Genomic DNA, 21,530 nt, shown 5'->3' with positions numbered 1-21,530 from the left:
TGAACCAATGCGGCATCAGGCCACTACATACGGGGGCGGTTTATCAGGCCAACCGCTGCTTCAGAGCTTCGAACTCGTCACGAATGCCGGTCGGCAACTTCTCGCCGACGAAGTCGAACCACTCTTCGATGAGCGGGATCTCGGCCTTCCACTCGTCGATGTTCACCGCGAGAGCCTCGGTGATGTCGGCGTCCGACACGTCCAGGCCTTCGATGTCGAGTGCCGATCCGGTGGGAACGACGCCGATCGGGGTGTCGATGCCCGCGGCCTTGTGCTCGATCCGCTCGACGATCCACTTCAGGACGCGAGAGTTCTCGCCGAAGCCTGGCCACAGGAAGCGACCGTCGTCGCCGCGGCGGAACCAGTTGACGTAGAAGACCTTGGGGAGCTTGGACGCGTCCGCGGACTTGCCGAGGTCGATCCAGTGCTGGAAGTAGTCACCGACGTTGTAGCCGAGGAACGGCAGCATTGCCATCGGATCGCGGCGAACCGTGCCGACCTGGCCTTCGGCCGCTGCGGTCTGCTCGGAGCCGACCGTTGCACCCATGAAGACGCCGTGCTGCCAGTCGCGAGCCTCGGTGACCAGCGGAACCGTCGTCTTGCGACGTCCGCCGAAAAGGATTGCCGAGATCGGCACGCCCTTCGGGTCGTCCCACTCGGGAGCCATGATCGGGCACTGCGACATCGGGGTGCAGTAACGCGAGTTGGGATGAGCCGCATGGGTGCCCGACTCGGGCGTCCACTCGTTGCCCTTCCAGTCGATCAGGTGCTGCGGGTCGCCTTCCAGGCCCTCCCACCAGACGTCACCGTCGTCGGTCAGAGCGACGTTGGTGAAGACCGTGTTGCCCTGGTCGATGGTGCGCATGGCGTTGGGGTTCGAGGACCAGTTGGTGCCAGGAGCCACGCCGAAGAAACCGAACTCCGGGTTGACGGCGTACAGCTGTCCGTCCTCACCGAAACGCATCCAGGCGATGTCGTCACCGAGGGTCTCGGCGCGCCATCCGGGGATGGTCGGCTGGATCATCGCGAGGTTGGTCTTGCCACAAGCGGAGGGGAATGCCGCCGCGATGTAGTAGGCCTTGTCCTCGGGCGAGATGAGCTTGAGGATGAGCATGTGCTCGGCCAACCAGCCCTCGTCGTGCGCCATTGCCGAAGCGATACGCAGCGAGTAGCACTTCTTACCCAGGAGAGCATTTCCGCCGTAGCCGGAACCGAAGCTCCAGATCTCACGATCCTCGGGGAAGTGCGTGATGTATTTGGTGTCGTTGCACGGCCACGCCACATCTTCCTGGCCCTCGGCCAGCGGAGCGCCGAGCGAGTGCAGAGCCTTGACGAAGAATCCGTCGGTGCCGAGCTTCTCGAGAACCTTGCCGCCCATGCGGGTCATGACGCGCATGGATACGACGACGTACTCGGAATCGGTGAGCTCGACGCCCAGCTTCGGATCCTCGGCGTCGAGGGGGCCCATGCAGAACGGAACGACGTACATGGTGCGTCCACGCATGCAACCGCGGTACAGGTCACCCATGAGGGTGCGCATCTCCGCCGGGTCCATCCAGTTGTTGGTGGGACCTGCGTCGATTTCTTCCTTCGAGCAGATGTACGTACGCGATTCGACTCGCGCCACATCGGACGGATCGGAGTTGCCGAGGAAAGAGTTCGGCTTCTTCTCGTCGTTGAGGCGGGTGAAGGTTCCTGCCTCGACCAACTTCGTTGTCAGTCGGTCCCATTCTTCGTCCGAGCCGTCTGCGAAGACGACGCGATCAGGCTGGGTGAGTTCGGCAACCTCTTGCACCCATGCAAGCAGTTCCTTGTGCTCCGTGGGGGGCGTGCCGTCAGTTCCATTGAGACCGGGAATGGTCGCTGAGGTCATCAAACTCTCCTGGGGTGAGCCGGAACCGGGTTCTTGTGACACCGGATGCGAACTGCAGCGCCCCGATACCAGTCGATCCCGGTGTCCCCCTCTCGACGGGGTCCAGCCGCGTCATCCACTCACGTGGATTTCACGGACGCCGGGTGTCCTATGTATTGAGGTTAACGCTGGCTGTTCACCTGCAGGTAATCGGGTGCGGTCAGAAATGTCACAGAAACGATTCAGTTGGTGTGTTCAGGTGCCTACCCGGCGCTCAGAGCACATAAACGGAAGCTTTTCACAGCGCGCCGGCATCGATTTTCTGCCAGACGAGGGAGCCTTCGTCGTCTCGACGGCATTCCCACGCCGAGTAGTCCCCGTCCGACTCGATCATCGTGAGGCGATCGGCGCTACCGTCACGATCGAAATCGGACACGATCACGACGGCGTCGTCGGAGTGGACGACGCGGCTGTCGACCGTCCCGTCACCGTCCAAGTCGAAGGCCTCGAAATTCAGATCGCCTGCGTCGACGGGACCGGACGAAGGACCGAAATTCTCGGGCTCGATACTCCCAGGATCGAGCGGTGCGGCCTCGAGGCCATGGCCGTCGACATGCGCGGCCGTGATCAGAAATGCATCCATGAATCCCCCAAAGGAAGTGACTGCTGCTTCGGCAACCCCTACCGAAACCGTCCGCTCAGTATTACCAGACTCCGCCGATCACGCGTGGCCGAAATTGCGGCCCTGTGGACAACCGCCCGCCCGAGAATCGTCAGAAGGCAGCGTTCAACACGGCGAGGTCGCGCTCACACGACGCCAGCTGACCCGATCTGGCCGCGGCAAGCTCACGAAGTTCACCGTCGATCTCCACGATTCGCGCCTGCGCCGACGCCAGCTGTTCGCGACTCTCCGCCATGATCGCCGCTCCCAGATCTGCCTCCGCCTCGAGCAGCACGCCCTGTACCCGCTGCTCCCACTGAGCGCGCACCGTCGACATCGATTCGACGATCCACGACCTCGAGTGGGCACGATCCGCCATCAACCCGCGAGTTCGCGCCAACCACCACGCCGCGACGCCGCCCAGAACCAACGTCACCGGGATGCTCGCGAACTCCAATGCCGGAATCATCTCCAGCGGAGTCACCGCGATCCGGCCGAGGCCGAGGCCCGCGGACGCGCCGACGAGAATCGTCACCCGGTCCTCATTTCCCCGTCGACGATCCGGCGGGTCCTCCGGAATCCGTGGGGAAGGCACGTAGCCGGTCGCACCCGCCACCTCGACAGCTGCCGCCATCGCGGCATCGAAAACCCGGGTGTGATGGTCGACCTCGTACTGCAACCGCAACGGCATGCTGCCCAATTCGGCTCGCGAAGCCGTGTCGACCCAGGCACGTGCCCCTGCGACCGTCGCCCGGGTTGCTTCGGCGATTTGTTGTGACAGATCCCCACGCGCTCGTTGCAGTCGGCTTCGCACCTGCACCAGTCGTTCGCCTCGCCGACCGTCACGGTCTGCCAGCAGTCGTGATCGCTCGGCCCGCAGTTCGGCACCCGGAACGCTGTCACGCAGATTCCGGATCTCCACCTCGATCATCCGGCGTGTCTGCGCAATGACGCCGGAATCCGAGTCGCCGGTCTGCCTCTCGCGTGCCGCCTGGCTCACGACGGCAACGAGCGTCTGCTCCTGACCTGGTGCAATCGGAACGATCGATGCCTGGGCAAAAGCGGTGCAGTGAGAGGAAAGAACCTCGGCATCGCGTCTGCGCACAGCCTGCCAGTCTCGGTAGACGTCAACGCGGGTCAACGCCACCACCACCGGCGTTCCACTTTCTGCTGCATCGTCGAGCAGAAGAAGATCCTCGCGACCGATCACGCTGGCAGCATCGATGACCAGAAGTACGACGTCGGTGTCCGCTTCGCGCGTCACGATCGAACACTCGCCCGAAGCACGGAACATCTGCACGACATCTTCCCGACCACATCTCTGTGGCCCGACAACGTAAATGCTAGTGCCACTGGATGATTCACCACTGACGAGGCGACCTGGGTCGGAGGACGGGTTCCATCGTTGCACCACACGCAGTATCGAATCCGGAAGTACCGAAACGCTATTCATCGGTCACCGCCGGAGCGGAGCGATCGCCCCCGAGCTGCGCCCACCGACGCACATACCCGCGACGAATCAGTGAGATCCTTTGTTGTGGAGCCTCTTCCGACTCGTCGACGAGCTCGCCCCACCACCGACTGCACGTGCCCGCGCCGTCAGCGGTCCGAGGATCGGGAGGTTCGCCTTGACGCAGGCCTCGAATTTCGGGGCTCATCATCGCCGCCGCGGCGCCGAACAACACCGCGGAGTCCGAACTCAGATACAACTCGATCTCGTCCCTGCCCGCAGTGCTGCGCGAGGCAGATCGCGTCAGCGCTGGACCGATCTGCTCGACCCGGCCCCACCACTGCCTCTCCAAGACGGGTCCGAGAGCCGCGAACAACTCTTCGACGCCGCGTCCGGTCAGCGTCTCCACCTGAACCGTGTGCACGCCGACGGTCTCCGAGATTTCCGCGGCCCGTCCCAGTGCCTCGTCCCAGCGCGGTCCGAACAGGTCGGCCTTGTTTGCAGCGACCACCGCCCGATCCGAGACTCGGGCGATCGCTCGGCGGTCGACTTCGCGGATCGCGTCGACCACCACGTAGACAACACAACGATGACCCAGATCAGGGTTCGACGTTCCAGGGACGTCGAACGCCCGCGACTCGGTCACCACAACCGGTGCACCGACAACTCTGCGCGAGAACCGGTGATCGCGCCCCAGGACCCGCGCCAACGACGACCGCCCCACCCCGGCTCGTCCGGCGACTACCAACTCGAGCGGCGCGGTCAGCGATCCGATCACGGAGTGAACTGCCTCTGCCGCTCCCGAATCAATCGACGCCAGCCGGTATGCCAAAGCGCGCAGGTGGTCGATCGGCTCCGCGCAGGCGTCGTCGAGCGATTCTGCGGGCAACATTCGTGACCAATTACTGCATGCAAATTCTGTGTTCATCCCCACCCCACGTCCCCATCGTGTCGGTGCGATTCTGTCAGGTTCTCGGCAAGGACGGCAGGTGACACCGCCCTTTCGCCGACTGTCCGAAGTCGGCGGATTCAGGACTTTCAGCGGAAAGTCTCAACTCAAACTTCAGACCCGTCTGCGCTAAACGGGGGTCATGCGTGACAATGGGTTCGTGAACGAAGCCGATCAGCATGCACCGCAGACCCCTGACACGGGGCAGACGGACCACGCCAAGGGGTCCCGTCTCCATCCGAGAGTGACCAGCTTTCGCTCTCGCAGGGGTGCGCTGACCGACGCACAGCAGCAGGCTTGGGACCGTCAGTGGCCGCTCATCGGCGCCGACGTCTCGGACACACCGCTCGACGCGAACGCCTGGTTCGGACGAGACGCACCCCTGATCATCGAGATCGGTTCGGGTACCGGCACCGCGACATCCGCAATGGCCAAGGCAGAACCGCACGTGAACCTGGTCGCGATCGAGGTGTACCGCCCGGGGCTCGCACAGCTTTTGCAACAGGTCGAACGCGAAGAGATTCCCAACGTCCGCGTACTGCGCGGTGACGCGATGGACGTACTCGAGAACATGGTCGCCCCCGAGTCCCTGACGGGCGTCCGGGTGTTCTTCCCGGATCCGTGGCCCAAAGCCCGCCACCACAAGCGTCGCCTCCTGCAGGGGCCGACGTTCGCGCTGATCGCCAACCGCCTCAAGCCTGGCGGAGTGCTGCACGTGGCCACCGATCACGCCGAGTACGCAGAATGGATCGAAGAAGCCGGTAATGCCGAGCCGCTGCTGACCGCACTCGACTGGGAGTCTCCGATGACCCACGAGCGTCCGGTCACCAAGTTCGAGGACAAAGCCCATAAGGTCGGAAGTGCAATCACCGAGCTTATATGGGGGAAGATCAGAGCATGAGCGTCAGCGAACAGCTATCCGACGACGTGGCGTCGTCGGAATCTCCTCTCGACTTCGGTCGTGACTCCCGCCACCCCAAGCGGGTGCTTCTGGTCTGGGACGCCCCCAATCTCGACATGGGCCTCGGCGCCATCCTCGGTGGCCGGCCTACCGCCGCCTACCGGCCACGATTCGACGCGCTGGGCCGCTGGCTGCTTTCTCGCACTGCCGAACTGTCCGCCCAGAACAGTGGCACGCTCGAGCCCGAAGCGACGGTCTTCACCAACATCGCCTCCGGCAGCGCCGACGTCGTCCGTCCTTGGGTCGAAGCCTTGCGTAACGTGGGTTTCGCGGTGTTCGCCAAGCCGAAGGTCGATGAAGACAGCGATGTCGATTCGGACATGCTCGAGCACATCGCGCTCCGGTACGGCGAGGGCCTCGCCGGAATCATGGTCGCGTCCGCCGACGGCCAAGCCTTCCGCGAACCTCTCGAGGACATCGCAGCAACCGGCATCCCGGTCCAGGTTCTCGGGTTCCGTGAACACGCCAGCTGGGCTGTGTCGTCCGATATCTTGGACTTCGTCGATCTCGAGGACATCCCGGGTGTCTTCCGTGAGCCTCTGCCACGGGTAAGCCTGGACACCCTGCCCGACGAGGGCGCCTGGTTGCAGCCGTTCCGACCGCTTTCTGCCCTGCTCATCGGGCGAAAAAGTGTTGCCGAGTAGGAGTTGATCAGTGTTCGCCAGCTGGGGAAGCATCGTCTATCGAGCCCGCTTCACCGTCATCGCTGTCATGGTGGCGGGGCTCCTCGGGCTCGCTGCGTACGGCCTGAGCCTGCAGGATCATCTCAGCCAGAGCGGCTGGGACGATCCGGGATCGGAATCGGTAGAGGCTGCAAAACTCGCTGACGGCACGTTCGGACGTAGCACGACGGGTGACGTTCTGGCGCTGTACACAGCGCCGGAGGGCAAGACCGTCGACGACCCCGAGTTCCAAGCGAAGGTCATCGACAATCTGCAGCGGCTCGTCGCCGACAACCCCGACCAGATCATGAAGATCAACGGCTCTTACTTCAAGGTCGACAACGGTCTCTCGGTGGCGGCGCTGGCGGACAAGACCAAGCAACACGCGGTCACCAGCATCGCGATCGCCGGCGACAACGACACCGCGGTGTCCAACAACTTCCGCGACGTCGAGTCGCGGTTCTACATCGACGGTGTCGACGTGCAACTCGCCGGCCTGCAACCTGTCGCGAATTCGCTCAACGACACGATGGCCAACGACATCAAGCGCATGGAAATGCTCGCGATTCCCGCTGTCGGCGTCCTGCTGTTCTTCGTCTTCGGTGGCGTGGTGGCCGCTGCCCTCCCGTTGATCGTCGGCGGTCTGACCGTCATCGGCGCCAACGGCATCATTCGACTGATCACCAACTTCACCGAGGTCAACGCCTTTGTCGCGCCCGTGGTCTCTCTGGTCGGTCTGGGTCTCGCGATCGACTACGGACTGTTCATCGTCAGCCGTTTCCGAGAAGAGATAGCCGAGGGGTACGACACCCCGACCGCAGTGCGCCGAACGGTCATGACGGCAGGTAGAACGGTCATGTTCTCGGCGACCATGGTTGCCGTCAGCCTCGGCGGTCTGCTGTTGTTCCCGCAGGGCTTCCTCAAATCGGTGGCCTACGGCGCCATCGCTGCTGTCATGCTTGCCGCGATCTCGTCCATCACGATTCTTCCCGCGATTCTCGGCATTCTCGGCAAGCGGATCGACGCGCTGACCTTCAAGAAACTTCGCCAGACCAAGACCAACGAGGAAATCGAGAACGGTTTCTGGGGAAAGCTGACCCGTTGGGTCATGCAGCATCCGCTCAAGGTTGCGGTCCCGATCGTCGCGGCGCTCCTGTTGATGATCATTCCGTTGACGGGCATCAAGTTCGGCGGCATCAACGAGACGTACCTGCCCCCGGACAGCCCCACTCGTGTCGCGCAGGCGCAGTTCGACGAACTCTTCCCGGGCAATCGCACCGAACCCGTCCGACTGGTCATCCAGGGCGCCGACAACACCACTCTCGGTCAAATTTCCAAGACCGCAAACGCTGCGCCGGGCCTGGTCGAGAAGTTCACCCCGGAAGTTGCGACCAAGGACGGTGTCAACGTCCTCAAAGCCGGTCTGACCGAGCGCAACGAGGCACGTCCCACCATCGACTATCTGCGATCCGCGGATTGGCCCGAGGGCACAACTGTGCTGGTCGGCGGTACTCCGGCCATCGAGCAGGACAGCGTCGACGCATTGCTCGATCGTCTGCCGCTGATGGTCGTATCCGTCATCCTGCTGACGACCCTGCTGATGTTCTTGACGTTCGGTTCGCTTGTCCTGCCCATCAAGGCTGCGTTGATGAGCGCGCTCGGACTGGGTTCTACGCTCGGAATCCTGACCTGGATCTTCATCGACGGGCACGGTTCAGGTCTGTTGAACTTCACACCGGGACCGATCATGTCTCCCGTCCTGGTGTTGATCATCGCGATCGTCTACGGCCTGTCGACCGACTACGAAGTGTTCCTGCTCTCCCGCATGGTCGAAGCGCGAGCGCAGGGGGCAAGTACTACCGAATCCATCCGAATCGGCACGGCACATACCGGCCGGATCATCACCGCTGCCGCACTGATCCTGATTGTGGTCACCGGTGCATTCGGCCTGTCCGATCTGGTGATGATGAAGTACATCTCCTACGGCATGATCTCCGCGCTGATCATCGACGCCACGCTGATCCGAATGTTCCTGGTCCCCGCAACCATGAAACTGCTCGGCGACGACTGCTGGTGGGCTCCGGCCTGGATGAAGCGGATCCAGCAGAAGATCGGGCTGGGTGAGCCGATCCTCGACAACGAATTGGTACTCGCGAACGTCCCACAGATCGCGCCTGTCGGTGCGATCGCCGGACCGGGTCAGCCCCGCAAGATCGAAGCGGCCTCGCGGGTCATACCGCCCCCTGCCCCGGCCGCACAGCCGGAAAGCGGACCTCGTGTTCCCGATCCTCTCACCGAGCCCATTCCGCTCAGCGAAATGGCGGTGAAGGCACCGAACACGGATACACCTGCCGCGGAGAAGCCGGCACCGCGACGTCGTCTTGATATCGGAAGTGCAGCCAGCGCGCCCCAGAACTTGATCGAGGCACCGGTCCCCAATCCTTCGTACCGACCGCAACCGAATACCACCGACAAGCGAAGGAACCCCGCGCCGGCTGCGCCGGCCGAGCGTCCCATCGAAAGCTGGTTGTCGGACCTGCGGGCCCGGGAACAGGCTCCCCCGGCCTCACGGCCGCTGCCGGTGGTCCGGACGCCTTCGCGTACGAACGGTTCGGCTGGCAGCGGTTCAGGTACCAACGGTTCAGGTACCAACGGCTCGAGCCGGAATGGCTCTACAACAAACGGTTCGGCCCCGACCTCGGTGGAGGCGACCCCCCAGTCGCCGCCTCCACCGATCACTCCGGAGCGTCGTACCAACGAGCCCCGAGTTTCGGACGCCACCCCTGACGGCGACGACAACGCCACCGGCAGGCATCGGCCTGACGACGCAGGCGCCATCAGTGTCAGCGAACTCATCGCGCGCCAAAAACGAAGCTGACTCATGATGTGGAAGCGGAGCTGACCTGCTCCTGCTTGGCGAAGGCTCGTGCATAGCGTGTCCCGACCAGCAGGAGCAGCAAGCCCACCACCAGGAAGGCGACGCTGCGCACCAGCCCACTGAGTGTGGCCAAGTCGAAGAGGAACAGCTTGGCCACTGCCGCGCTGGTGAGAGCAAGCCCGGCTCCGAGCAAGACGCGAGCGTGCTGGCGGTTGTTCAAACCGAGTACCAGCGCTGACGTGGCGGCAAGCATCCAGACGATGGTCGCGACGCTGTGTCCGACAACGAATCCTGTTGCACTGTCGAAGATTTCGACGCCGGATGAGACGAGCGCGCACGTCACTGCGTAGAGGACACCAAACCCTGCGGCTGCCCACAAGACCGCTGCGTTGGAATCGGCGATCAACTTCAGTCGGTGAATCGCCCACACCAGCATCACCAGGGCGCCTATCGCCGTCAGACTCGAGAGTGCCGTGATCGCACCGAGTTGCATGGATGCGGCACGGGCGGTCGTCAACGCTTCCGGCGGAACCGTCGTGAGGTATCCGATCGATCCGATTGCCACAAAGGCGGTTCCGAGAGCGAAGACGAAGCGCGAACCCGCATACAGCGAGATTCCGAGGAAGATCATGCCGACCGTGAGGATGAGCGGCACGATCAGAGATTCCGTCGCCCCGGAGAAGCAGCACAGCAACAATGCGAGGGCGCCCGTTGCACCCAGTCCGAATCGCAGTTGCGTCGGCAAAGGCTTTGCCGACGCTCCGGCGGAAAGCAGTAGTACCGCAACAATTCCGTACAGTACTGCGGATTCGGTGCGCCCGAGCACGGCCCCGACACTCATCAGCGGAAGGGTCGAGACAACAAAGGTAGCGGTGGACCATGCCCCTGCAACTCCGTCGCGAGAGGGCGAACCCGTCCACTGCACGGCCATCGCGCAGCCGGCCCCCACGATTGCAACCACGCCGGCACTGATCACCAATTGCACTGCACTGTTACCGGATTCGCTGAAGATAGACTCCGACGCTATCGCTACGAGCAGTGCGAGAACCACCGGTACGGTTCGCGCCATGCCCAGGTACTTCCAGTCACGACCGAGCTGGGCGGAGAACGTCGCCGATTGGATCGCGAACAGGAAACCGATGAGGGTCAACGATATTCCCGACGTCAGTACGGGAGCCAGCACCGCTGCGCCGAGAACGATCATGAGCGCCAGCGATTCGGAATCCCATTTCACGGCGAGGGCAACGCCGGCGGCGGCAATTCCGAAGGCAATCACCACCGCGAGCGGTGTCGTCACCCAACCGTAGAGAACGGAGGCTGCGACCACGTCGAGGTACATCCCCGCGAAACCGGTGGCAGCCAGGGCAATTGCCCCCACTGTGCCGCCTGGGCGTCCGTGGACCCGCACCCCGGCAAATACCAAGGCGCCGGAAAGTAGTGCACCACCGAGCACCCGCAGCGGCGGTCCGAAGAGTCCGGCCTGCGCTGCAAGTACCAGCAGCATCACGACGCCGATCAGAGTGACGGCAACACCTGCCGCGGCCAGGAGTCGACTGATGACGCCGTCGCGTTGCCACCAGGGTTGACGAGGTGCGGCAACCGGATACGTCGGCGGCTGCCACGCGGGCACGCTCTGCTGAGGACGGACCGGCTGCATCGGCTGTACCGGAACTATGGGAACTACGGGAACAGAAGCTACCGGAGCCGGAACTACCGGCGCGGGCGCAGGCACGGTGGTCGAGGCCAGCTGAGTCTGCAGTATCGACAGGTTCTGGCCCATGTGACGCAACTGTCGGCCGATGCTGTCGCACTCGGCCGAGAGGGCTGTCACCAGTCGCGGATCGACGGCGGGAGAGCTCGGTGTAGTCATGGATATGAGCTTGCTGTTTGGCCGAACCGATCAGATGAGTAGTACTACTCGATCAGCGTGGGGGCTTCTCGTATTCGACTGACAGCACCTTCGACTGACAGCGCACTATCGCCGAGGTGCTGCGTTTCGCAATCGTTCGGACAGAAGCCGACCCGAAATGTGAAGCGGAGTGGATCGCGCGAAGGAGTCACCGCTCGGCGGAACGATCGCGCACGGTAACTACACGCTCTCACTCGGCCTCAAGTTCTCGTACGCGATGTTCTCGCTCGAGGGTTTTGCGTTTGCTCTCAACTGCGGATTCGACAAGGTCGGATTGCCGGCTCCGCTACCGGGTGGCTCTCGCGTCCGCATGCGCGCATATCACTGAAAGGTCAGGAGCCGAACATCTTTCGGATCGTGGTACCGAAGGGATGCTTCGCGGTGACACTGCCGAATCGCACCTTGCCGTGAACCACCAGGTGCAGCGGCCCCATCTGCGGACCGGAGCGAACCTTGTTGGACGCGCTTCCCCCTACTGCCTCGACACCGTTCATGTCCACCGTCGCCCCTTCAGGAACGATCAGTGAAATCGAACTGGCGTAGTCGTCGATCGAGATGTTCACCACCTGCGTCTGCATCACTGCACGCGTGAAATCGATAGTCACACTGGACATTCTGGTGTCCACCACGACGGCCGGAGGAACGATCCATGCGCCGTTCCGCGTCACCGTCGCCATTCGTCCGCGGATCACCGCAGCATTTGCCGCGCCGTAGGCACCGACAACCGGAGCCCCGACCGGAGCGCGGTAGGGCTGGCTCGGGTGAGCCGGCGGCGGCTGATGCGGCTGGGGTTGGTAGGTCGGCGCCGGGTAGGGCTGACCCTGGTACATCGGCTGACCCGCATTGGGATACGCGGGCGGGTCGTAGTCGGAGATCAGTGTGATACCCGGAAGATCCGTGAGAACCGAGTTGAGCTCACCTCGCGTCTTTGCGGCCAAGGCCGTGTCCATGCGCTCGGTGAACTCACCGAGCGAGAGCATCCCTTGACCGACAGCTTTCTGCAGCAGCTCGCCGACGTGCTCTCGTTCGGCATCGGATACGCGTAGATTCCTGGCCTCCATGACTTCCAGGATAAACGTTATTCGAGACCTTGCTCTATTGCGTATCGCGTGAGTTCGACGCGATTGGCCAACTGAAGTTTCCGCAGCGTCGCCTGGACGTGGTTTTCGACGGTCCGGTGGCTGAGCGAGAGCCTCGTGGCGATCTGTTTTGCGCTCAGCCCCTTGGCGACGAGACGGAGCACTTCAGTCTCACGGTCGGTGAGCCGAGGCAGCTCTGGTGCGCGATCGTCGGCCGGTGCCGTCGACATACGGCGATACTCACCGAGCACCAATCCGGCGAGGCCGGGTGTGAAGACGGCTTGTCCGTCGAAAGTCGCTCGCACGGCCTCGAGCAGTTCCGCCACCGAAGCACTCTTGACCAGGTAGCCCGACGCTCCGGCTTTGACCGCGTCGAGGACGTCGTCACGCTCAGCGGAGGCCGAAAGCACCAGTACCTTGCTCTTCGGCGAAACCTCGAGCACCGCGGTGGTGGCGTCGGCGCCGTTTCCGTCCGGCAGGTTCATGTCCATCAGAACTACGGCGGGTTGCACGGCGGCGGCGCGGCGGCGTGCACTCTCGACACCCTCCGCCGTCGCACTCACCGTGAAGCCGGCGGCCTCGAGGTCTCGGGAGACGCCGTCGCGCCACATCGGGTGATCGTCGACGACCATCACCGTCACCGGATTCTCGCCCTGTTCGTCAGCCACGCTCACTCTTCCCCTTCGGAACGTTGATCTCCCATTCGGTGCCCTCCCCCGGCCCAGTTTGCAGGACCGCAGTTCCGCCGAGCACCTGCACTCGGCCCAGAATGGACTTCGATACTCCCATGCGGCCTTCGGCCTCAGCCTGTGCCAAGCGCCCCTCGGGTATTCCGACGCCGTCGTCGCGGACGCTGACGATCACTTCGTCCGGCAGATCTTCGAGCAACACGTATGCCTTCGCCGTAGGTCCGGCGTGAAGCCCGACATTGGACAGGGCGTTGTCGACGATGGCAGCCAGTTCGATGGCTCGATCGCGCTCGATCACGACGGGGTGCGCGGGCGTCGACACCGACACCGATGTGCTTGCCTGCGTGGTCAACAGCGGACACAGATCCACTGTCTGTCCGCCGACGTCTGCCGCGGCACCCGAAACCTGCTCGGAAATCAGCATTCTCAACGCGACCTCCTGCTCTCCTGCCAGAGCAGCCAGTTCAGCTGCCTCGCCGCCGAGTGCCGCTCCTCGCCGGCGCACCATCGCGAGCACCTGCAGAACGCCGTCGTGTACTTCGCGTGCCAAGCGTTCGCGCTCTTCGGTAGCCGCCGCCAGACGGACGGCTTGTTCGAGTTGTCGATGCGAGCGCCGAGCAGTAGTGGTGGCCAAGCCCAACGCCAGACCGACCGATACGAGCACGGGAGCCGTCGCATCGCGCCAGAGATCCAGGTTGACCTGGTCGCGGATGATCGCGCTGGCCGCCGAGATGACAACTCCGGACGCCATACCGAGCCACGGCCCGCCGAGAATTGCCGCGGAGATGACGGCGTTGGTGGCCCACAGCGTGGTGGGTAGCGTCTGGTGATTCTGATACCACTCGTGATCGGATACCAGCCTCGTCGATGCCATCAGCAAGATGACGACCACCTGATCGGCAATCACCACCTGGTACCTCGGCAGCTTCTTACCGAACAAGGCACCCGAGGTCCCGAGCAGCAGTGCCGAAACCCCGGACCACACCGCCATCAGAGCGACGAAGAACCAGCTGAGCCGAGTGTTGGTGTAGTCGGATGCCGAAGCGAACTGGTAGCTGATCGCGTACACCAGCGTGACGAGGCGAAATGCCTGCGCCGCCCGCCACAGCGGGGCATCCGGGTCGGTGTCGATGCCCGACGCCTCGCGAACGGTGGGCTGATAGTGCAGCCGGCGACGGCGGGTGGGCTCAGTCATCGGGAGGAGTGGGGTTCACGACCCGAGGCTCGGCGCGCGGCTCGTCGGGCTCGGCGGGGAACAGCGGAGTCTCCGGGTCCTCGACGTGAAGTTCCGCGTACGCGGTGTCCGGGTCGTCGGCGAGGAGGGACCGAATAGCGGTGTTGAGGACTGCGACGATCGGAACAGCCAAGAGCCCCCCGACGATTCCGGCGAGGACGATGCCCGTCGTGATGGCGAGAACGACTGCCAGCGGATGCAGGCGGACGGCGCGACCCAGCAACAGCGGTTGCATCACGTGCGCTTCGAGCTGCATGACACCGATGATGATGCCGAGAACGATCAGAGAGGTCAGAAAACCCTTCGTGACCAGCGCGACCAGCACAGCGAGAAAACCGGTCAGAAATGCACCGATGATCGGGATGAACGCGCCGATGAATACCAACGACGCCAGCGGCAGGGCGAGCGGCACCCCGAGAATCGCCAGGCCGGCACCGATACCGATCGCGTCGGCGGCGGCAACCGCGACCGTGGCCCGCACGTAGCCGATCAGCGACCCGAACCCCGCAGAACCGGCGATCCGCACGCGACGACGAGCATCGGTGGGCACGATCCGGGTGACGAACTGCCAGATCTGATCACCGCCGTAGAGGAAGAAGATGAGAGTGAACAGCGTCAGCAAAGCCCCGGTGAAGATCTCGCCGATGACTGTCGCCGTGGTCAAGGCGCCGCTGGTCAGAGACTCACGATTGGATTGCACCGACTTGACGACCGAATCACCCGCCTGGCGGATCTGATCCTCACTGAAGTGCAACGGTCCGCTGGTGAGCCAGTTCTGAATCTGCGTGACGCTGGCCGTGAACTGGTCGGTGAGCTGCGGCAACCCGTCGATGAACTGCTCGACGACAAACGTCATGATTCCCGCGACCAGCCCGATAGAGCCAAGCAACACGACGATGACGGCTGCCGAGCGAGGAACTCCCCACACCTGTAGCCGATCAACCACCGGAATCAACAGAGCCGATGCCAACAGAGCCAGCCCCACTGGGATGAGCACGGTTTCGAGACGTAGAACGACATACCCGAGAACCAACAGTCCGGCGAAGATCACAATGAGGCGCCACGACCATTCCGCCGCGATGCGTACACCCGGATGCACTGCCCGAGCGTCGGCGGATATGGGTTTGTTCATCCTCGAAGCTCGCTCCGCACGCCCCCTGTTTGCGTTCACATCGCGAGCCTAACCGGCCCGGCCGACACAGGTGAGCGGACGAATAATCGGACGCGCGTACCAACACTTCGACCTCTGCCAGCTAAATTGAACCCTGTGCGGGCCTCATACAGAGCAATAGCGGTGACCATCCGCAGCCGGTGGCCCCTCTATATGCTTTCCATGCTCGCGGCCAACCTGATCGGCGCGGTACTGGTCTTCGCCTTCGTGCGATACGGCGTGCCGATCCAGGAGTCCGACGCGATTGTTGCCGACCGTGTCCGCAACTTCGCGATCTTCGGTGTGTACCTGGCATTCGCCGGTGCCGTCAGTCTCACTGCGGCGGCCATGATGTTGAAGTCGGTCATCCGTTGGCGGCTGCGCGGGGGTCCGCCGACGAGGTCCGAGCAGATGGCCGCACTCCACGCGCCTCTTCGCCAGGCCATCGTTCACCTGGTGCTGTGGATCTTGGGCGGCATCATCTTCGTGTTCCTGACCATCACCGAGATGCCCGGACTCGCGATCGCGGTGATCGTGACGGTGTGCATGGCCGCGACCACGACCTTCGGGTTCACCTACATGCTCGGTGAGCGCATTTTGCGTCCGGTCGCCGCCCAGGCCTTGAGCGAGGGCGAATTCGATCGGACCATGGCGCCGGGCGTCGGCACCCGGCTGGCGATGACCTGGGGTCTCGGCACGCTGATGCCCGTCGCAGGCATCATCTTGCTGTGCTCGACGCAGCTCACGACGGATCTCGAATTCTCCCCCGACTCACTCGCGTGGGCGATCCTGCTCATCTCGATCATGGCGATCGTGCAGGCCTTTGCGCTGTCGATGCTGACGGCTACTCAGATCTCCGATCCCATCCGCCAACTGCGACGCGCCATCGAGCGAGTGCAGCGCGGCGCCACCGACGTACGCGTCGAGGTGTTCGACGGCAGTGAGATCGGCCGGCTGCAGGTCGGCTTCAACCGCATGATGAAAGAGTCCGACGAGCGTCGCCTGCTGCGTGAGCTGTTCGGTCAGCACGTCGGCGAGGACGTGGCCCGGCGCGCGTTGAAGTTCGGTACCGAGCTGGGCGGCGAAACTCGATTCGTGGCAGTTCTGTTCGTCGACATGGTCGGATCCACCGGTGCCGCGGCCGAGCGCCCGCCGGGTGAAGTGGTCGAACTGCTCAACGAGTTTTTCCGTGTGGTCGTCGACGTCATCGATCGCCATCACGGTTTTGTCAACAAGTTCATGGGAGATGCGGCGCTCGCCATCTTCGGTGCACCACTCGATCGACCCGACGCTCCGACGGCAGCCCTCGCGGCAGCTCGCGAGCTGCGGTTCAAGCTCAACGACATCACCGGCCTCGACGTCGGTATCGGCGTGAGTGCGGGGCTCGCGGTCGCGGGCAACATCGGTGCTGCCGAACGTTTCGAGTACACCGTGATCGGCGATCCGGTCAACGAAGCGTCGCGGCTCACCGAGCTCGCGAAGCTTCGGCCCAGCCGGGTGCTGGCGTCGACGAGCGCACTGTACTTTGCCGACGAAGAGGAACAGGCCGAGTGGGAACTCGGCGAGCAAGTTCAACTGCGTGGACGCCGACGACTGACGCATCTGGCGTGGCCCGAAAAGTATCCAGAGGTCGATCCGGATCAAATTGGTTAGGGTGAGTCGATGGCTCAGCCTGGAAAGACCCCACGGCGACTGAGACGACCACGCCCGCCCGTGGCCGAGACCAGTCGGGCCAGAGGGCGCTTCTGGTGGCTGAAGTGGCTGCTCGGGGTGGCTCTGATCGCACTCCTGGTAGTGGAAGGCGCAATTCTCTGGCCCAGGCTGAGTGAGGCCTGGCGGGTCCTGACCGAAATCCATTGGGGTTGGGTTGCCGCGTGCGTCGCGGCGCAACTCATTTCACTCAGCGGTTACGCGTCGGTGCAGCAACGTCTTCTCAATGCCGCCGGTGTGGTTGTCGGTCACGTCAAGAACCTCTCGGTCATCTACGCCAGTACGGCGATGGCGCTGACGTTGCCCGCTGGCCAAGTCTTCTCCACCGCGTTCACGTACAAGCAGACTCGAAAGTGGGGCGCTACACCAGTTGTCGCGTCCTGGCAGTTGGCTGTGTGTGGAGTGATCGCCGCTGTCACTCTGGCACTGCTGGGTACCACGGGCGCGTTTGCATTCGGCTCCAAGGTCAGCCCCATAACGCTCACGATCTCGATCATCGGCATGGCAGCACTGTTCCTGGCGTTGCGATACATAGCCCAGAACCCCGGCAGTATCGAGCAAATCGGACATCGAGTCCTGGCCCGCTACAACCGAATTCGCAAGAATCCGCTCAGCCACGGGATGCGACGCTGGTCCGAGATCCTGAAGCAACTGGATTCGGTCGAACTCAGCCGCACCGACTCGGTCATCGCATTCGGGTGGTCGGCAATCCATCGCGTCGCCGATGTCGCTTGTTTGGGATTCGCATGTTGGGCGGTAGGCGCGGAGCCTTCGTTCGCGGGGCTCCTGATTGCCTTTACCGCCGCCAAAGCAGTCGGCAGCATTCCGCTGGTTCCCGGCGGGCTGGGCTATGTGGACACCGCTCTGGTCACCGCGCTGACAATCGCCGGTGCCAGTGGAGCGCAGGCCATTGCGGCGTGGCTTGTGTATCGAATGGTCAGCCTCGTTATGGTCGCTGTCGTCGGTTGGATCGTCTTCTTGATCACTTTCCGCGCCACTCACCACGAAGATCTCGAGATGGACCTCGAATTCGAACGTCGAGAGCAACCCGGCGTCTAGCGTCGCAACGCTGCCGCCATGTCGTCGAGGTGTGCCCGACTGATCCGTACCGCTGCCTCCGCGTCGCCGGCTTCGATGGCGTCCACCAACATTCGATGCTCGTCCGCGTCCGGCTGACTGTGTGGATGCAGATCCAGAACCGCGATCAACTCGATCAACGCGGCCCGTAGACGCGGCACAAAGGTCTCGAAAAGTTCCGACAGCACGGGATTGTGTGCCGCATCCACCACCGCCCGGTGGACAGCGATGTCGGCGTCGACGAAGGCTGCGTCCCCGGAATGGGCGGCAGCAGTTCTACCGTCCAACGCTTGCCTCAGAGCCGCGACGTCAACGGCATCGCGGCGCTGCGCCGCAAGACGAGCTGCTTCGATCTCGACCGCGTTCCGCACCTCGACGACGTGAAGAATCGCCTCGGCCTCGAGCACTCGGGGCCACTGATCCGGCGGCGTCGTACTCCGGAGAAAAACGCCGGCTCCCTGTCGCGATTCGACCATGCCGAGGCCCGCGAGGGTCCGCACCGCTTCCCTGATGGTGGACCGCCCGATACCCAACTGCGCAGCAAGAGTGGTTTCACCTGGAAGTTTGGCGCCGACTTCCCATTCACCACTCACGATCCGCGCTCGCAGCAACTCCGCGGCCTGGTCGGTGAGCAGCCGACGCTCGACGATCGGTGACACGTGAACTCCTCAGGTTGTCTGATAAGTGATTTCGTTCTAGTGTAGCCCGCATGGCTACAGGAGCACTCCTTCTCGACTGCCGCGGCGGGGCCTGAAAGACCGGCACCCCTCCGCGGGGTTTCGCCATGCCGGTCTTTCGACTCGACCGCAGGAGAAACCGAAGATGAGTACAACCCGCGCCAACCACTGGAACAACCAGAAGCGCTCACCCATGCCGTCCGAGCGCTATCGCGCCGCCTGGGATCGCGTCGACATTCCGACTTTCGAGCGGACCTGGCCGTCCAACCGCACGACCGCGGCGCCCCTGTGGGTGCCTGTCGATCTGCGTGACGGCAACCAAGCGCTCGCGGAACCGATGGACCCCGAGCGCAAGCGTCGAATGTTCGAACTGATGGTGGCGATCGGCTACAAGGAAATCGAGGTCGGCTACCCCTCCGCGAGCCAGACCGATTTCGATTTCGTTCGAGACCTGGTTCGATTCGATCTCGTTCCCGACGACGTCACGATCGTCGTGTTCACCGCCGCGCGTACGGATTTGATCGAGCGGACGTACCAATCGATCGAGGGACTGCCGAACGCGGTCGTCCACATGTACACGGCGACTGCGCCGACATGGCGAAGCGTGGTTCTCGGCAAGGAGCGAGAAGAGCTGCACGAGATGATTTTCCGCGCCGCGCAGGACGTGGCTCGCGGCGGCGAAGGACACGACGGATGGCGATTCGAGTTCTCCCCCGAGGTCTTCAACCTCACCGAACCCGACTACATCCTGCAGGTATGCAACAGTCTCACCGAACTCTGGGACGCCAGTCCCGATCGCCCGGTCATCCACAACCTGCCTGCCACAGTCGAAATCGCCACACCCAACATCTATGCCGATCAGATCGAATACATGCACCAGAACCTGGCCCGACGCGATTCGGTGATCCTCTCGGTCCACCCGCACAACGACCGCGGCACCGGGGTTGCATGCGCCGAACTGGCAGTACTGGCCGGTGCGCAGCGCGTCGAGGGATGCCTGTTCGGAAACGGCGAGCGCACGGGCAACGTCGACCTGGTCACGCTGGGACTGAATCTGCACGCACAAGGCGTCGATCCGGAGATCGACTTCTCCGACATCGACAAAATCCGTCGAACGGTGGAGTACTGCAACAGAATTCCCGTCCACGAGCGCCACCCGTACGGCGGCGATCTCGTGTACACGGCATTTTCCGGCACCCACCAGGATGCGATCAAGAAGGGCTTCGCCCATCACTACAAGAGCGCGGAGGCCGCCGGCATCGATCCGGGATCGGCGCCATGGGCAGTCCCCTACCTGCCGATCGACCCCGCCGACGTCGGCCGCGACTACCAGGCGGTCATTCGCGTGAACAGCCAGTCGGGCAAGGGCGGAATCGCTTATCTGGTGCAGACCGAGTACGGGGTCGAACTCCCCCGGCGCCTGCAGATCGACTTCGCTTCACGGGTGCAGCTCGAAACCGACGACTCGGGCACCGAAATGACGGCCGATCAGCTGTGGAACCTGCTGCTGCGCGAGTACGGGTACAACGGAGGAGTGCGTCGGTACTCGCTGGAACACACCGCCGACGGTGATCAGTTGTTCGTCGCCATCGATCGTGACGGGCGCGAGGTCACCGCCGCGGCCAGCGCGTCCGGGCCGGTCGAGGCATTGAGCAAAATCCTGACCGAACAGGGCTCGGCCGTCGAGGTCGTCTCGCTCACCCAGCATTCACTGCCCCGCAACCCGGAATCTTCCGGGAATGCGAATTCGGCAGTCACCATCGCAGAGTGCGTGGTGAACGGCGAAGGACGCTGGGGCATTGCGGTGCATCAGTCGGTGACAGCGTCGGCGCTTCACGCGGTCTATGCCGCAAGCACACGCACTGTGATGCAGCTCACATGATCTTGCGGAAGGATTTCTCGGGGTTCATAGTTGAAGCTACAAGAACTTGAATATTCAACTACTTCTCCAGGAGCTTCCATGACCACCGCAACCTTGCCCACATTGACCGCCGGAACCTGGGTCATCGACACCGTCCACTCCACCGTCGGATTCTCGGTTCGCCACCTCATGGTTTCCAAGGTTCGTGGAACGTTCGACGAGTTCTCGGGAACGATCACCGTTGCCGAAGACGGAACCCCAGCCGTCGCGGCCGAGATTTCCGTGGACTCCATCAACACCAAGAACGAGCAGCGCGACGGCCACATCAAGTCCGCTGACTTCTTCGACGTCGAGAAGTTCCCGAAGGCAACCTTCAAGTCCACCGCAGTGCGCTCCAAGGGCAGCGACTTCGTCCTCGCCGGCGACTTCACGCTCCACGGCGTCACCCGCGAGGTCGAGCTGAACCTCGAGTTCAACGGCGTCAACCCGGGTATGGGCCAGGGCCCCGTCGCCGGATTCGAAGCCACCACCGTCATCAACCGCAAGGACTTCGGCATTTCCATCGAGATGCCCCTCGAAGGCGGCGGAGCAGTTGTCGGCGACAAGATCACGATCACCCTCGAGATCGAAGCCGGCCTCCAGGCTTAACGGCACTGTGCGCCTTTATCAACCGCCCGCGGTTGTGTGATGTGTCATGACGTAGTGGACACATATGTGTCAGGACATCGTGG

At 63.3% G+C, this 21,530-nt stretch carries 18 protein-coding genes; 8 read left to right on the top strand and 10 right to left on the bottom strand.

Annotated elements, in window-relative coordinates:
* Window positions 1-43 precede the first annotated feature (43 nt).
* From QM716_RS28730 to QM716_RS28715, 4 genes are all read right to left on the bottom strand, one after another.
* Window positions 44-1,873 carry a phosphoenolpyruvate carboxykinase (GTP) gene (locus QM716_RS28730; protein WP_283307647.1) on the bottom strand — a complete coding sequence of 610 codons (1,830 nt, stop codon included), beginning with the start codon at window positions 1,871-1,873 and terminating at the stop codon, window positions 44-46.
* 277 nt (window positions 1,874-2,150) lie between these two features.
* On the bottom strand, window positions 2,151-2,495 hold the full coding sequence (locus tag QM716_RS28725) for a DUF6802 family protein (RefSeq protein ID WP_283307646.1): 345 nt from the start codon (window positions 2,493-2,495) through the stop codon (window positions 2,151-2,153).
* A gap of 130 nt (window positions 2,496-2,625) precedes the next feature.
* Window positions 2,626-3,777, bottom strand: coding sequence for a GTPase Era family protein (locus QM716_RS28720; protein ID WP_283307645.1), 1,152 nt, complete (start codon window positions 3,775-3,777; stop codon window positions 2,626-2,628).
* A 181-nt stretch (window positions 3,778-3,958) separates the two neighbouring features.
* Window positions 3,959-4,891 carry a Rab family GTPase gene (locus QM716_RS28715; RefSeq protein ID WP_283307644.1) on the bottom strand — a complete coding sequence of 311 codons (933 nt, stop codon included), beginning with the start codon at window positions 4,889-4,891 and terminating at the stop codon, window positions 3,959-3,961.
* A gap of 163 nt (window positions 4,892-5,054) precedes the next feature.
* On the opposite strand from QM716_RS28715, the gene trmB reads away from it, so the two are divergent.
* Genes trmB through QM716_RS28700 form a run of 3 tightly spaced genes read left to right on the top strand, consistent with a single transcriptional unit; the run spans window position 5,055 to window position 9,413 of the window.
* Complete coding sequence (gene trmB / locus QM716_RS28710) at window positions 5,055-5,813, top strand: tRNA (guanosine(46)-N7)-methyltransferase TrmB (protein ID WP_283307643.1); 759 nt, start codon at window positions 5,055-5,057, stop codon at window positions 5,811-5,813.
* On the top strand, window positions 5,810-6,517 hold the full coding sequence (locus QM716_RS28705) for an NYN domain-containing protein (protein ID WP_283307642.1): 708 nt from the start codon (window positions 5,810-5,812) through the stop codon (window positions 6,515-6,517). The genes trmB and QM716_RS28705 overlap by 4 nt, the downstream gene beginning before the upstream one ends.
* A gap of 10 nt (window positions 6,518-6,527) precedes the next feature.
* Window positions 6,528-9,413 carry an MMPL family transporter gene (locus tag QM716_RS28700; protein ID WP_283307641.1) on the top strand — a complete coding sequence of 962 codons (2,886 nt, stop codon included), beginning with the start codon at window positions 6,528-6,530 and terminating at the stop codon, window positions 9,411-9,413.
* Between the two features lies 1 nt (window position 9,414).
* Here QM716_RS28700 and QM716_RS28695 read toward each other — a convergent pair whose 3' ends face one another.
* Complete coding sequence (locus tag QM716_RS28695; RefSeq protein ID WP_283307640.1) at window positions 9,415-11,283, bottom strand: DUF2339 domain-containing protein; 1,869 nt, start codon at window positions 11,281-11,283, stop codon at window positions 9,415-9,417.
* Window positions 11,284-11,452: 169 nt separating this feature from the next.
* On the opposite strand from QM716_RS28695, the gene QM716_RS28690 reads away from it, so the two are divergent.
* The gene (locus tag QM716_RS28690) at window positions 11,453-11,650 is read left to right on the top strand and encodes a hotdog family protein (RefSeq protein WP_283307639.1); all 198 of its coding nucleotides are present in this window, start codon (window positions 11,453-11,455) and stop codon (window positions 11,648-11,650) included.
* Between the two features lie 4 nt (window positions 11,651-11,654).
* On the opposite strand, the gene QM716_RS28685 is transcribed toward QM716_RS28690, so the two are convergent.
* Genes QM716_RS28685 through QM716_RS28670 form a run of 4 tightly spaced genes read right to left on the bottom strand, consistent with a single transcriptional unit; the run spans window position 11,655 to window position 15,456 of the window.
* Window positions 11,655-12,383: a DUF1707 SHOCT-like domain-containing protein gene (locus QM716_RS28685; protein ID WP_283307638.1), complete on the bottom strand. Its 729-nt coding sequence runs from the start codon at window positions 12,381-12,383 to the stop codon at window positions 11,655-11,657.
* Between the two features lie 17 nt (window positions 12,384-12,400).
* On the bottom strand, window positions 12,401-13,033 hold the full coding sequence (locus QM716_RS28680; protein WP_047269712.1) for a response regulator: 633 nt from the start codon (window positions 13,031-13,033) through the stop codon (window positions 12,401-12,403).
* A gap of 28 nt (window positions 13,034-13,061) precedes the next feature.
* Window positions 13,062-14,285, bottom strand: coding sequence for a MacS family sensor histidine kinase (macS, locus tag QM716_RS28675; RefSeq protein ID WP_283307637.1), 1,224 nt, complete (start codon window positions 14,283-14,285; stop codon window positions 13,062-13,064).
* Window positions 14,278-15,456 (bottom strand): AI-2E family transporter, encoded by a 1,179-nt coding sequence (locus tag QM716_RS28670; protein ID WP_283307636.1) that lies wholly within the window; start codon window positions 15,454-15,456, stop codon window positions 14,278-14,280. Before QM716_RS28670 ends, macS begins: the two co-directional genes overlap by 8 nt.
* A gap of 192 nt (window positions 15,457-15,648) precedes the next feature.
* Between QM716_RS28670 and QM716_RS28665 the strand changes: the two genes are divergently transcribed.
* Complete coding sequence (locus tag QM716_RS28665; protein WP_003945952.1) at window positions 15,649-17,127, top strand: adenylate/guanylate cyclase domain-containing protein; 1,479 nt, start codon at window positions 15,649-15,651, stop codon at window positions 17,125-17,127.
* Between the two features lie 9 nt (window positions 17,128-17,136).
* The gene (locus tag QM716_RS28660) at window positions 17,137-18,243 is read left to right on the top strand and encodes a lysylphosphatidylglycerol synthase transmembrane domain-containing protein (RefSeq protein ID WP_283307635.1); all 1,107 of its coding nucleotides are present in this window, start codon (window positions 17,137-17,139) and stop codon (window positions 18,241-18,243) included.
* Here QM716_RS28660 and QM716_RS28655 read toward each other — a convergent pair.
* Entirely contained in the window at window positions 18,240-18,920 is a 681-nt protein-coding gene (locus QM716_RS28655) for a FadR/GntR family transcriptional regulator (RefSeq protein WP_283307634.1), read from the bottom strand. The two genes, QM716_RS28660 and QM716_RS28655, sit on opposite strands and share 4 nt — an antisense overlap.
* Window positions 18,921-19,083: 163 nt before the next feature.
* Between QM716_RS28655 and QM716_RS28650 the strand changes: the two genes are divergently transcribed.
* Together QM716_RS28650 and QM716_RS28645 are read left to right on the top strand one after the other, a co-directional pair.
* Window positions 19,084-20,820, top strand: coding sequence for a 2-isopropylmalate synthase (locus QM716_RS28650; RefSeq protein ID WP_283307633.1), 1,737 nt, complete (start codon window positions 19,084-19,086; stop codon window positions 20,818-20,820).
* 78 nt (window positions 20,821-20,898) lie between these two features.
* A complete protein-coding gene (locus QM716_RS28645; RefSeq protein WP_283307632.1) occupies window positions 20,899-21,447 on the top strand; it encodes a YceI family protein in 549 nt (182 codons plus the stop codon).
* Window positions 21,448-21,530: the final 83 nt, after the last annotated feature.

Origin of the sequence: Rhodococcus sp. IEGM 1409 (assembly GCF_030056735.1) — a bacterium.
Classification (GTDB): domain Bacteria; phylum Actinomycetota; class Actinomycetes; order Mycobacteriales; family Mycobacteriaceae; genus Rhodococcus_F.
Note: the sequence above shows the minus strand (reverse complement) of the source record. Positions and strands in the feature narration are given on the sequence as shown.

Coding starts and splice junctions, on each gene's coding strand:
- QM716_RS28670 (WP_283307636.1), bottom strand. CDS start 15,456: ATGAACAAACCCATATCCGCCGACGCTCGGGCAGTGCATCCGGGTGTA.
- QM716_RS28730 (WP_283307647.1), bottom strand. CDS start 1,873: ATGACCTCAGCGACCATTCCCGGTCTCAATGGAACTGACGGCACGCCC.
- QM716_RS28665 (WP_003945952.1), top strand. CDS start 15,649: ATGCTTTCCATGCTCGCGGCCAACCTGATCGGCGCGGTACTGGTCTTC.
- QM716_RS28650 (WP_283307633.1), top strand. CDS start 19,084: ATGAGTACAACCCGCGCCAACCACTGGAACAACCAGAAGCGCTCACCC.
- QM716_RS28685 (WP_283307638.1), bottom strand. CDS start 12,383: ATGGAGGCCAGGAATCTACGCGTATCCGATGCCGAACGAGAGCACGTC.
- QM716_RS28645 (WP_283307632.1), top strand. CDS start 20,899: ATGACCACCGCAACCTTGCCCACATTGACCGCCGGAACCTGGGTCATC.
- QM716_RS28660 (WP_283307635.1), top strand. CDS start 17,137: ATGGCTCAGCCTGGAAAGACCCCACGGCGACTGAGACGACCACGCCCG.
- QM716_RS28680 (WP_047269712.1), bottom strand. CDS start 13,033: ATGGTCGTCGACGATCACCCGATGTGGCGCGACGGCGTCTCCCGAGAC.
- trmB (WP_283307643.1), top strand. CDS start 5,055: ATGCGTGACAATGGGTTCGTGAACGAAGCCGATCAGCATGCACCGCAG.
- macS (WP_283307637.1), bottom strand. CDS start 14,285: ATGACTGAGCCCACCCGCCGTCGCCGGCTGCACTATCAGCCCACCGTT.
- QM716_RS28725 (WP_283307646.1), bottom strand. CDS start 2,495: ATGGATGCATTTCTGATCACGGCCGCGCATGTCGACGGCCATGGCCTC.
- QM716_RS28695 (WP_283307640.1), bottom strand. CDS start 11,283: ATGACTACACCGAGCTCTCCCGCCGTCGATCCGCGACTGGTGACAGCC.
- QM716_RS28715 (WP_283307644.1), bottom strand. CDS start 4,891: ATGAACACAGAATTTGCATGCAGTAATTGGTCACGAATGTTGCCCGCA.
- QM716_RS28705 (WP_283307642.1), top strand. CDS start 5,810: ATGAGCGTCAGCGAACAGCTATCCGACGACGTGGCGTCGTCGGAATCT.